This is a genomic window from Brucella cytisi (assembly GCF_038433355.1).
Lineage (GTDB): Bacteria > Pseudomonadota > Alphaproteobacteria > Rhizobiales > Rhizobiaceae > Brucella > Brucella cytisi.
On the sequence record NZ_JBCAUP010000025.1, the window covers coordinates 58,760 to 70,710 of the forward strand.

Genomic DNA, 11,951 nt, shown 5'->3' on the forward strand with positions numbered 1-11,951 from the left:
CTTCCTTTTCAAAGGACGATCCGCCCCCACGATTTCGCGTGGCGACAGCATAATTACCGCTGCCATGGGCTGCGTCAGGAAACAAGAGGTCGCTATTGCCGGTCGACCGGTACTAAGAGGGGAATTCACATGACAAGACAGCCCAATTCCGTAGAAGCTCGCGATATCGCCTATCACTTTCATTCCAACACCAATGCGCGCCGTCACGAAGAAATCGGCCCGGTGGTAATTGAAAAGGGTGATGGCATTTACGTTGAAGACAATAACGGTAAGCGTTATATCGAGGCGATGGCCGGCCTGTGGAGCGTCGGAGTCGGGTTTTCGGAAAAGCGTTTGGCCGATGCAGCGCACAAGCAGATGCTGAAGCTGCCTTACTCGCACACTTTCACGCACCGTTCCCATCCGCCCGTTATCGAACTGGCTGAAAAGCTGATCAGTATTGCGCCAGTTCCAATGAGCAAGGTTTATTTCACTAATTCCGGCTCCGAAGCCAACGATACCATCATCAAGATGTTATGGTTCCGCGCCAACGCCATGGGTCAGCCACAGCGTACCAAAATTATCGGTCGCAAGCGCGGCTATCATGGTGTGACGATTGCATCGGCCAGCGCTACTGGCCTACCGGTCAATCACAACTCCTTCAGTCTGCCGCTTCCCGGCTTCCTGCACACGACTTGCCCGCACTATTACCGTGACGCACTGCCTGACGAGACGGTCGATGAATTTACCACGCGTCTTGCCAGGGAACTGGATGACATGATCCTTGCCGAAGGGCCAGAAACGGTTGCGGCCTTTATCGGTGAGCCCGTCATGGGCGCAGGCGGCGTCGTCGTTCCGCCGGAGGGTTACTGGGAAAAAATCCAGGCCGTCCTTCAGAAGTACGACATTCTGCTGATCGCGGACGAAGTGATCTGCGGTTTTGGCCGTACGGGCAATATGTTCGGTTCGCAGACATTCAACATGAAGCCGGATATCATGACGCTGTCCAAGCAGATTTCGTCGTCGTATCTGCCGATATCAGCCTTCATGTTCAATGACCGTGTCTATCAGCCGGTGGCTGATGAAAGCGCACGTCTAGGTGTATTCGGTCATGGATACACGGGGTCAGGGCATCCTGTTGCAGCTGCTGTTGCGGTCGAAAATCTCAAGATCATCGAAGAGCGGGATCTTGTTACGAATGCGCGTGAAACGGGCGCCTATATGCAAAAACGCCTGCGTGAGCTTGCCGATCACCCGCTGGTAGGCGAAGTGCGCGGCGTTGGCTTGATTGGCGCACTTGAACTGGTTGGCGACAAGCTAACCAAGGCTCCGCACGAAAAAGTTGGTACGCTTGGCGGACTTGCCAATGCGGCGATGTTCGGCAATGGCGTCATCACGCGCAACATGGCGGATGCGATTGCCTTCTGCCCGCCCATGATCATCACGCCAGCACAAGTTGACGATGTCATCGTAGCGACCAGGAAGTCGCTGGATGAAACACTGATCACAATTGGTCGTGCTCGAAGCCAATAAACCGCGATAGCGCACCAGGTCAAAATAGGCCGGTGGGAAAACGCAGGGAAATTGATTGGATACATTGATGGCTTATAACTCGCATATATGGCCTGTTTTCTAAAATAAAATAACATCATGTATCCAATCGCTTGACAGAATGGCCATTCTATATAAGCGTTAACGAATAAAAGAAGGCAAAATCGCCTCAAAATCCAACCGCAGAGGGCAAAATGGGAGCTCGTCTCGTTATGAATCTGAAATATGCTGTAGGCTCGTCCATACTGGCGCTGGCTGTGTCGTTTTCGGCAGCCGCACTTGCTGCAGACGGATCCGGAAAATGGTGGCCCTTCAAGATCCAGTCCGCGAAGGACGGTGACCTGAAGTCGGTCTCCGAGATTGAATATACGCCGCTGGAAAAAGCAGAGAAGCCATGGAACCTTTGCGTTCTCTATCCTCATATTCAGGATGGTTACTGGGTGTCGGTCAACTATGGCATGGTGGAGGAAGCCAAGCGTCTGGGTGTCAATCTGACTATCTATCAGGCTGGCGGCTACACATCGCTTCCCAAGCAGATCTCACAATATGACGATTGCGTTGCGGCCGGCGCAGATGCCATTTTGATTTCGCCAATCTCGGAAGCGGGCGTTGCTGCGAAGATCACTGAAGGCATGAATAAGGGTATCGTTAATATCGCTGTGGCGAACCCCATTCTCGAAACGCCGATTACCGCCCGTGTCACACCGGATTTCTATCAGAAGGGCTATCAAACTGGCGAGTACGCCAAGAAACTTCTTGGCGACAAGGAAGGCAAAGCGGTCGGATTTCCGGGCCCCCAGGGTTCTGGATGGGCGGAAACCTATATGAGCGGCTTCCGAGATTCCGTCAAAGAAGGCACTATCAAACTCTTGGCTGAACAGTTTGGTGAAGCCAGCGTTCCAGCACAGTTACGTCTTGTAGAAGATGCATTGCAGACCTATCCGGATATGAACGTCATCTGGGGCGGAGCGCCAACCGCGGAAGCCGCGATTGGTGCAGTGGAAGATGCAGGACGCGACGATGTGATGATCGTATCTTCTTATGAAAACCAGACGATGCTGGATTCAGTCAAGAGCGGGAAAGTCGTTGCCTTCGCCACCGAGTATCCTGTCATGATGGGGCGAATTGGCGTTGATCTTGCGGTCCGTTCCCTTGAAAAGAAACCACATGAAAAGGTGCTGCTCGTTTCTCCCGGTATTGTCACGAAGGACAATATCGATGGTTTCGATACGACGCAGATCTTCGCCCCAGCCAATACGCGGCCCGTATTCTCGGTCAACGCCAAGTAGGCTGCGTTATGGCAGTTTCGCCTTTCAAAAATGCGACGTCGTCTGGCCTCGAAAGAGGCCGGGCGGGATCATTGATCGGAAATGAACATGCTTCATATCAAAGGGTTGACAAAGAATTTCCGCAACATTGCCGCGTTAAGCAACGTTGAGCTGCATCTGAAGCCAGGCGAAGTCCATGCGCTTCTGGGTGAGAATGGTGCGGGTAAGTCGACACTCATCAATTTGATCGCTGGAACGTTCGAGCCGTCGGCAGGAGAGCTGACGGTCAACGGAAAGACTTACAATAAAATGAACCCCGCACTTGCACGTAAGCTCGGTATCGCGTCAGTGTTTCAAGAGTTCAGCCTCGTTCCCGATTTGACGGTACTCGAGAATCTGTTTTTAGCGCGCGAGAAGCGCGGCAGGTTGTTCCTCAAGAAGGCCGCCATGCGAGCCGAAGCGCAGCGATTGCTGGACGAACTGGAGTTTAATGTTCCGCTCGATGCAATGGTCGGACATCTTTCGCGCGCTCAGCGGCAAATGATCGAGATTGCCAAGGCCCTTCGGCTTGAACCGAAAATTCTAATCCTCGATGAACCGACAGCATCTCTTACCGATGGCGAAGCGGAAAAACTGTTCAGCACCATCCGGCGGTTGAAGAAAAAGGGTGTTGGTATCATCTATGTATCCCACCGTATGGCGGAGCTGCGTAATCTCTCTGATCGCGTGACAGTTCTTCGTGGTGGTAAATTTATCGGAACTGTCAATACCGGTGAGATCAGCGATGAAGGTCTGATCGAGATGATGATCGGACGCCCGGTCTCGGAACTGTTTCCAGGGATCACGACCAGTCCAGCCAAAGTTGCGCTGAAGATCGACAGGCTTTCAGTTGAAAATGGCACTGTCATCGATGCCAGCATTTATGCACGTGCGGGCGAGGTTGTGGGCCTTGCCGGTCTGGTCGGTTGTGGTCGTTCGGAATTGTGCCGCGCGATCTTCGGCCTCGAAACGATATCTTCAGGACGCGTTGAACTTCACGGGAAGGTGGTCGATCGTCCAACGCCTCCTGTCATGTTGAACAATCATCTTTGCTATTTCCCTGCAGATCGGGGCGAGGAAGGACTGGCTTTGATCCGACCCGCCCGCGAAAACGTGACCATGGCCGGATTAGATCTGCCAGGTCTTTCTTTCGGCCCGTTCTTCAAACACAGGAAGGAAGCGTCAGTGGTCGCTGGCCCACTGAAGGAACTGGCGCTTAGCCCCTTTGATCCCGAAAGACGCGCTCGAGCATTTTCAGGCGGCAACCAACAGAAAATCATGCTGGCGCGCGGCCTCATGAAGGACTTCGACGTCTATATTTTTGATGAACCTACCGTCGGAATCGATGTGGGCGCCAAGGCCGATGTCTACCGATACATCAAGCGTCTCGTAGAGAGCGGAGCATGCGTCATTGTCTCCACTTCGGAATTGCCTGAGCTGATCAATCTGTCGACGCGTATCTACGTCATGCATGAAGGCCGGATCATGGCGGAAATCCAGGAAAATGAAAAATCCGAAGCGAGCGTATTGTCTCACTATTTTGGGGAAAGCGCCGGGAAGGAACTGATAGCATGACGGACACCGTCGCCCGACAAGCTGCCCTTCAAAGTGGGCCGCATTTTCTCCAGCGATTTATCGCCAGTGGCGGTATCGTGTTTACGTTCCTGGCATTATCCCTGATCATTACCTCCCTGATAGCGCCGAGCTTTTTGAACCGGCTCAATCTGATCAATGTCATGAGGAACTTCTCATTCCTGGCGCTGCCCGCTCTGGCCCAGATGCTGGTCATGACCATCGGCGGCTTCGACCTCTCGGTTGGTGCTGTCGTCGCAGGAGGAACGCTGATCACAGCGACCGTCATGCTTGTCGTGGGGCCCATGTTCCCGGGAATGGAACTCTACGTAACATTGTTAGCACTTCTGGCTGTTCTCGCACTTGGTGGAATGGTGGGACTGATCAATGGTGCGCTTGTTGCGACTTTCAACATTTCGCCATTCATGGTGACGCTGGCTGTGACCTCCATCATCATGGGCATTGCGCTGTATTTAACGCAAGGTATTCCAGTTTATGGCGTATTCGATGGATACATCAAAGGCGTTGGTCGAAATCAGGTTATGAACATTCCGGTGATCATGATCATTGTTCTCGCCGTCGCGGTATTCTGTGTTGTGATGCAACGTCATACTGCATTCGGACGTCACGTCTATGCAGTTGGCAGCGATCCTCGTTCGGCGCTTCTTTCGGGTATCAAAGTAAAGCGTGTGATTGTTTCCACCTATGTGCTCGCCAGCGTTCTGGCTGCTCTGACTGGCTTTCTGATGACGGCTCGACTGGGTTCGGGGCAAGCCACAATCGGTAGCACGCTTGCCATGGAAACAATCGCTGCGGCTGTGATCGGAGGCGTGTCACTGCGCGGTGGGGTAGGGCGAGCGGAACTCGTTGTTCTAGCGGCGCTTTTTCTCACGGTGATCGGCAATGCGATGAACCTGCTTCAGATAGACAGCAAATTTCAGACCTTGATGCTGGGAGCGGTTCTGATCATCGCTTTGGGGATCGAACGTTTGCTTCAGGTGAGGAGATGACCATGTCCGACACCACAAATTCCCGGCCAATCGTCAAAAGAACCACGTCGATCTCGCATCGCGTTACCAGTCTGATTCTGCCTATCGCCATTCTTGCGACCCTCCTGCTGTTCGGCTTGGTTGAACCGCGCGTCTGGTCGCCAGGCAATATCCAGAACATCATTGTGCAGGCCAGTTTTCTCGCGATCTTTGCCATGGCTCAAACATTCGTCATTCTGACACGCGGCTTCGATCTTTCACTTGGCTTCAATATTTCATTGATCAGCGTGGTTTCAGCCATGGTCATGGTCAACGGCGGAGACGGTTCGTCTGTACTGCTCGGTATGGGAGCAGCGCTTCTTATCGGTGCGGCGATAGGACTGACGAACGGAGTGCTCATTGCCGGGTTCCAGCTCAATGCCCTGGTGGTGACACTAGGTATGGCCAATATCATCCTGGCTCTCGCTTCGACTGTCAGCGGTGGCTTTCCGATCACAGGTTTGCCTCCAGTCTTCAATGCCGTGCTATCGCAAGGAAAATTGCTTGGCCTGTCCGCGCCGATCTGGGTGCTTGCACTGGTTTTTATTGTGCTTGGCTTTGTTCTGACCGCCACCAAATTCGGTCGTAGCCTCTATATCATCGGCGCGAACCCCAAGGCTGCACGGGCGGCCGGTATTCGGGGCACGCCTGCCGTTATTCTCGCCTACACTATTTGCGGGCTGCTGACGGCCATCGGAGCTGTCATGTTGACTGCGCGCACCGGCTCCGGGGAACCCAATCTCGGCGGAAATCTCACACTGGAATCCATCGCGGCGGCAGTCGTTGGCGGCGTGCGTCTGACAGGTGGCGAGGGAGGCGTCACCGCAGCGCTGATCGGAGCACTGTTCATCACTGTTCTATCCAACGGCATGAACCTCATTCAGGTCGACGGTTATCTTCAGCAGATATTCCTTGGCCTCATCATCATCGTTTCCCTGGTGATCGTGCAGATGCAGACACAGCGTTAGCCCAGGGCTTTCGTATTCGCATTGAGGGCGGCTTCGCCGTTCATTTATCGAACCCAAAAGTGATATCTTGAGGATCAAATGACATATCAGGTTTGCATCGATATTGGTGGCACCTTCACGGACTGCCTTGTTTCGAATGAAAAAGGTGAAATCTCCATTTTTAAATCGCCGACGACACCGGGCGAGTTCGAGAAGGGTTTTATCAATGTCCTCCATGTTGCTGCCGAAGGATATGATCTGACCCCGGATGCCTTCTTCCGGCAAGTCGACCTTATTGTGCACGGTTCGACCGTTTCGACCAATGCACTGGTAGAGCGCAAGACCGTCAAGGTTGGACTGATCGTTACCGAGGGCCACCAGGATGTGCTTGTTCTGCGTGAAGGTCCGCGCAAAGGTGCATTTCAGTGGCGGCTGGATTATCCCGAGGCCTACGTGCCACGTCACCTGACGCGAACTGTCAGTGAACGCATTGATGCGCGCGGACGTGTAGTCACAGCGCTCGATCATGATGACGTGATCAAAGCAGCGGAAGACTTTGGGAAACTGGGTGTTGAAGCCATTGCCGTGGGCCTGCTTTGGTCCGTGGTCAATCCGGAGCACGAACTGGAAATACGCCAGATACTGGAAGAGAAGCTGCCCGGTGTAGCCATCACGCTCAGCCATGAAATCAATCCGATGCCGCGCGAGTACAAGCGCATCATCGCTGCAGCGATCGATGCTTCGATCAACCCGATCGTCAAACGCTATATCGAAAAACTGCGGCTTGCTCTCGACGAAACCAGTTTCGGCGGGGAGCTGTTGTTGGCAAATTGTGTTGGCGGCATGATGCCGGTGGCGGAAATGATCCGGAAACCGATCTACTCGGTCATGTCAGGTCCAACGCTTGCTCCCATGGCAGCGCTTGCCCTTTCTGACGAACCGGACATTATTGTTGGTGATATGGGCGGTACGACATTCGATGTCTCCGCTTTGCGCAACCATCAGATCATTGTCACGCCTGACAGCATGATCCATCATGACAGCCTCGGCATTCCCAAGGTTGACGTGCGTTCCGTTGGTGCGGGCGGTGGATCGATCGCCTCGGTTGATGCTGGCGGCCTCTTGCATGTAGGACCGCATAGTGCAGGTGCCCGTCCGGGCCCGGCCTGCTATAACAAGGGAGGTGAACTGCCGACTGTTACCGATGCCAATGTTGTGCTGGGGATTGTCGATCCAGACTATTTTCTGGGCGGCAAAATGCAGCTCCGAAAGGATTTGGCCGAAAAGGCTTTATCGAAAGTTGCAGCGGAGCTCGGAGTCTCCAATGAGGAAGCTGCCTACGCCGTCTATACAACCTCAAACCACAACATGGTGGCCGCAATCGAAGAAATCACTGTGCGCGAGGGACTTAACCCGCGTGATAGCTTCTTCGTCTGTGGCGGCGGTGCAACGGCCATCCATATCGCGGAAATGGCCGATATTCTCGGTCTGAAACGCTATATGATCCCTCGTTTTATGGCCGGATTGTCGGCTTTTGGTGGCCTGATCTCGGACATCCGTCGCGAGGATACCGGCGTTCTCCTCACATCGAGCGAACGCTTCGACCCTGATGGTGTCAACGCAATTCTGTCGCGGCTCTTGGAATCTGGCGACGGGTTCCTTGATGAGGCAGGGGTTACACCAGAGAACCGGCGTTTCGAGTTCAGTTTCATGGGACGGTACGAGTATCAGTCCTTCGAAATTGAAGTTCCATTTACCCCTGAAAATGGTCACGTCACGCAGGCGCAATTGACAGAGTTCGTTGAAGCATTCCACAAAATGCATGAACGCATCTATTCCATCCGTGCGGATGGTGATGTTGTCGAGTTCACAGCCTGGAAATTGCGTGCAATTGGAAAGCGTACCGGTCAGGACGTTTGGCTCAGCCATACTCTGCATAATCAGGCCGGCGCGGTTCAGCCGAAGGGCTTCCGCGATGTTTACAGCCATGAAATCAAGGCGAAAGAGGAGCTGCCGGTCTACGAGCTGGCAGGACTTGGCGCTGGCGCACAACTTGCAGGGCCGTGCATCGTCGATGCCGAAACCTTCACCGCCTACCTCAAGAAGGGCCACGACGCCACCGTGGATACATATGGCAATCTCGTTGTCCAGGTAGCCTGAACAGAAAGGTTCAGTGATGAATATGAGCACAAAGATATCCGATACGGGCGCGGCCCGTCGAGTAGATCCGTTTCTTATGTCCGTTCTCAAGAGTCGTTTCGAGGCAGTGGTACGTGAGATGACGCTTGTCGTTATGCGTGCCAGCCGGTCGGCTGTTATCAAAAACGCACGCGACTTTTCCTGTGCTATTCTCACTTATGATCATCGTCTGGTGTCAGTAGAAGACGCGCTGCCTATCCACGTCATGTCGATGGACCTGGCGACCCGCCCGATCACCGAACTCTTCGACGATATCAAGCCAGGTGACATTTTCTTCAACAATTGTCCGTTTACGGGTGGTACGCACCATGCCGACCTGATCGTGGCGATGCCGGTTTTCTATCGGGGCAAACCGTTATTCTGGATGATGGCGCTATCGCATCACGCCGACACCGGTGCGCCAACGCCATCGACATATCTTCCATTCGCCAAGAATATCTTTGAAGAAGGAATGCACTGGCCATGCGTGCGTATTGCAGAAAACTACAAGGAAAAGGCGGATATTCTGCGCATTGGCTCTATGCGCAATCGTGTTCCGGAAATGTGGCTTGGCGACGTGCGTGCACAGATTGGAGCTTGCCGCACAGGTGAGCGTCGAATTCATGAACTGCTCGAACGTTATTCTCCGGAAACGGTATTGGACTTTGTGGAGGACTGGTTCGATTATGGTGCGCGATGTGCGAAGGCCGCCATTGCTAAGCTCCCCGCAGGTCAATACAGCTACGAAATTCGTCACGACCCGGTGCCTGGCGTTGCCGATGAAGGCATTCCCGTCAAACTGACCATCAACGTTGACCCTGAAAAAGGCGAGATTGTTGTTGATGCGAGAGACAACATTGATTGTGTTCCAGGCGGCCTGAATCTGTCAGAAAACACAGCGACCGGATCATGCCGCATTGGTGTGTTCAACAATCTTGATGAAAGCGTCCCACATAATGAGGGAGCAAAATCGCAAATCAAGGTGTTGTTGCGAGAAGGCTCTGCTATCGGAAAACCGCGATACCCGGTGGGAACTTCTGTAGCCACCACCAACGTCAATGACCGCTTGATGATTGCCGGTAACGCGGTCTTTTCCCGGATGGGCGCACCATACGGTCAAGCTGAAAGTGGCTCCCATCTGCCAGCAGGTGTCGGTGTCATTTCCGGACAGGATCCTTACAAGGATGGCAAAGGCTATGTGAATCAGGTTTTCGTCGGATATGCCGGTGGAGGCGCCTTGCACGGCCATGACGGCTGGCTAACTTATTGTGGCCCGGCTAATGCCGGGTTGATCCAGCTGGACTCTGTCGAAGTCGATGAATCGATGTATCCCATCATCATAGAGCGGCGTGGAGTTGTGCAGGATTCGCAGGGGTATGGTGAGTTTGAAGGTGCCCCGACAGTTGGCGGCGTTTTCTACCCGCTCGACCATGATATGACGATTGTCTACGCCGCTGATGGCACGACGTTTCCTCCGCGGGGCGTTTTGGGTGGCGGTACGGGTAAGGCTTCGGAAACTGTCAAGATTATGAGCTCGGGCGAAGAAGAAACTCTACCTGCCTTTGCAGAGGTCGTCATCGAAGGTGGTGCGAAGATTGCCTTCACGGCTTCAGGCGGCGGAGGCTACGGGGATCCTCTGAAGCGCGACCCGGATCGCGTGCTTGCAACGGCAAATCGCGGCTGGCTGTCCCCGGAAGCCGCCGAAAAAGTCTATCGTGTTGCCCTGATTGCCCATGATAAGGAACCGGGCACCTTCAAGATTGATCTCCAAAAAACGGCGAGCCTTCGCGCCTGATGCATGAGCCGGTCATATTAAAGATAGCCCCCGCATTGATGATTGTGGCGCGGGGTTATTGATTGAACCGCAGACTGAGTAAAAAGAAACGGCGCTCCATTGGAGTGCCGTTTCATATTGTCCGGAGATCAGGACAGATTACACCACATGTCTTTCAGTGACGAATTTCGTGCTGAGATAGGGTTCTATAGCTTCGCTTCCGCCTTCGGAACCGTACCCGCTGTCCTTGACGCCACCGAATGGCACTTCCGGTAGCGCGAGACCAAGGTGATTGATGGTCAGCATACCGACCTCGATGCGACGTTCCAGTTCGGCTACCCGCGCTGCTGATTGTGTGAATGCGTAGGAAGCAAGGCCGAACGGCAGGCGATTGGCTTCGCTGAAGGCTTCTTCTGCATCGGAGAAAGGAATGATCAGTGCGACCGGACCAAACGGTTCATCATTCATGACATTCATATCGCGCGAGATATTGGTCAGGACCGTCGGTTCGTAGAAATTGCCGGAATTGCCGATGCGCTTGCCGCCGGCGGCAACAGAGGCGCCCTTGTCACGCGCATCAGCCACAAGCGCTTCAATAGATTCCACACGGCGTTGGGAAACGAGTGGCCCCATGGTGCTGTCCGCTTCGAGACCGGAGCCGACCTTGACGCGCCCGACTTCCTGCAAAAACACATCAACAAACTGATCGACAGCCGTGTTTTCTATCAGGAAACGCGTGGGTGAGACGCAGACCTGCCCGGCATTGCGGAATTTCGAGCGCCCCATCGTGGTGGCTGCGGCCGTGATATCGGCATCGCCAAAGACCAGTACCGGTGCATGGCCGCCAAGCTCCATCGTTGCAGGCTTCATATGAGTACCTGCCAGCGAAGCGAGATGTTTGCCGACCGGTACCGATCCGGTAAACGAGACCTTGCGGATAGCAGGATGTGCGATCAGATAGCTCGATATTTCGGCGGGCACACCATAGACGTAGTTGACAACGCCGGCCGGAAGCCCGGCTTCATGCAAAACCTCGGCCAGAACGGTGGGCGACGCGGGGGTGTCTTCTGAGGGTTTGACGACGAGCGAGCATCCGGCGGCCAGGGCGGCACCCAGTTTACGGGCCGTTTGCGAGACCGGAAAGTTCCACGGTGTGAAAGCAGCGACCGGACCAATCGGCGCCTTGATCACTGTCTGGCGCACGAAACGGTCGCGCGCGGGAATGACACGACCGTAAGCGCGCCTGGCTTCCTCGGCAAACCAGTCGAAAATATCGGCTGATGCATTGATTTCCGCGAGTGCTTCTGCAAGCGGCTTACCCTGTTCGAGCGTCAGAAGGCGTGCTGTGGCTTCGGTGCGCTCGCGTAGCAGCGAGGCCGCCTTGCGCAAGATATTCGAGCGTTCGAAGACGCTCGTGTCGCGCCAGATCAGGAAACCGCGTTCAGCTGCAAGAGCTGCAGATTCAAGCTGGGCCTTCGAGGCAACGCCAACCGTTCCGATAGTTTCATTATTGACCGGATTGAGCACGGCGAGGGGGCTGCCGCCTTCGCCTTCAACCCATTCGCCATCGATGAACAGTCTGGTGTCGCGGTAGTAGGGATTGGTCATGACTTAC

The 11,951-nt window shown here is 54.3% G+C and carries 8 protein-coding genes; 7 read left to right on the forward strand and 1 reads right to left on the reverse strand.

Features of this window, described 5'->3' with window-relative positions:
- Window positions 1-129 precede the first annotated feature (129 nt).
- The 7 genes from AAE521_RS20760 to AAE521_RS20790 all read left to right on the forward strand — a co-directional run bounded on the left by AAE521_RS20760 (window position 130) and on the right by AAE521_RS20790 (window position 10,357).
- Window positions 130-1,512, forward strand: coding sequence for an aspartate aminotransferase family protein (locus AAE521_RS20760; RefSeq protein ID WP_342062304.1), 1,383 nt, complete (start codon window positions 130-132; stop codon window positions 1,510-1,512).
- Between the two features lie 230 nt (window positions 1,513-1,742).
- Window positions 1,743-2,819, forward strand: a complete 1,077-nt coding sequence (torT, locus tag AAE521_RS20765) for a TMAO reductase system periplasmic protein TorT (RefSeq protein ID WP_342062305.1) — start codon at window positions 1,743-1,745, stop codon at window positions 2,817-2,819.
- Window positions 2,820-2,906: 87 nt separating this feature from the next.
- Window positions 2,907-4,412 (forward strand): sugar ABC transporter ATP-binding protein, encoded by a 1,506-nt coding sequence (locus AAE521_RS20770; RefSeq protein ID WP_342062306.1) that lies wholly within the window; start codon window positions 2,907-2,909, stop codon window positions 4,410-4,412.
- Window positions 4,409-5,419: an ABC transporter permease gene (locus AAE521_RS20775; protein ID WP_342062307.1), complete on the forward strand. Its 1,011-nt coding sequence runs from the start codon at window positions 4,409-4,411 to the stop codon at window positions 5,417-5,419. The genes AAE521_RS20770 and AAE521_RS20775 overlap by 4 nt, the downstream gene beginning before the upstream one ends.
- Window positions 5,420-5,421: 2 nt before the next feature.
- Window positions 5,422-6,405 (forward strand): ABC transporter permease, encoded by a 984-nt coding sequence (locus tag AAE521_RS20780; protein ID WP_342062308.1) that lies wholly within the window; start codon window positions 5,422-5,424, stop codon window positions 6,403-6,405.
- A 78-nt stretch (window positions 6,406-6,483) separates the two neighbouring features.
- Window positions 6,484-8,544 (forward strand): hydantoinase/oxoprolinase family protein, encoded by a 2,061-nt coding sequence (locus AAE521_RS20785; RefSeq protein ID WP_342062309.1) that lies wholly within the window; start codon window positions 6,484-6,486, stop codon window positions 8,542-8,544.
- Window positions 8,545-8,560: 16 nt separating this feature from the next.
- The gene (locus tag AAE521_RS20790) at window positions 8,561-10,357 is read left to right on the forward strand and encodes a hydantoinase B/oxoprolinase family protein (protein WP_342062310.1); all 1,797 of its coding nucleotides are present in this window, start codon (window positions 8,561-8,563) and stop codon (window positions 10,355-10,357) included.
- 138 nt (window positions 10,358-10,495) lie between these two features.
- Here AAE521_RS20790 and AAE521_RS20795 read toward each other — a convergent pair whose 3' ends face one another.
- Complete coding sequence (locus AAE521_RS20795; protein WP_342062311.1) at window positions 10,496-11,944, reverse strand: NAD-dependent succinate-semialdehyde dehydrogenase; 1,449 nt, start codon at window positions 11,942-11,944, stop codon at window positions 10,496-10,498.
- Between the last annotated feature and the right edge of the window lie 7 nt (window positions 11,945-11,951).

Coding starts and splice junctions, on each gene's coding strand:
- AAE521_RS20770 (WP_342062306.1), top strand. CDS start 2,907: ATGCTTCATATCAAAGGGTTGACAAAGAATTTCCGCAACATTGCCGCG.
- AAE521_RS20785 (WP_342062309.1), top strand. CDS start 6,484: ATGACATATCAGGTTTGCATCGATATTGGTGGCACCTTCACGGACTGC.
- AAE521_RS20790 (WP_342062310.1), top strand. CDS start 8,561: ATGAATATGAGCACAAAGATATCCGATACGGGCGCGGCCCGTCGAGTA.
- AAE521_RS20780 (WP_342062308.1), top strand. CDS start 5,422: ATGTCCGACACCACAAATTCCCGGCCAATCGTCAAAAGAACCACGTCG.
- AAE521_RS20775 (WP_342062307.1), top strand. CDS start 4,409: ATGACGGACACCGTCGCCCGACAAGCTGCCCTTCAAAGTGGGCCGCAT.
- torT (WP_342062305.1), top strand. CDS start 1,743: ATGAATCTGAAATATGCTGTAGGCTCGTCCATACTGGCGCTGGCTGTG.
- AAE521_RS20795 (WP_342062311.1), bottom strand. CDS start 11,944: ATGACCAATCCCTACTACCGCGACACCAGACTGTTCATCGATGGCGAA.
- AAE521_RS20760 (WP_342062304.1), top strand. CDS start 130: ATGACAAGACAGCCCAATTCCGTAGAAGCTCGCGATATCGCCTATCAC.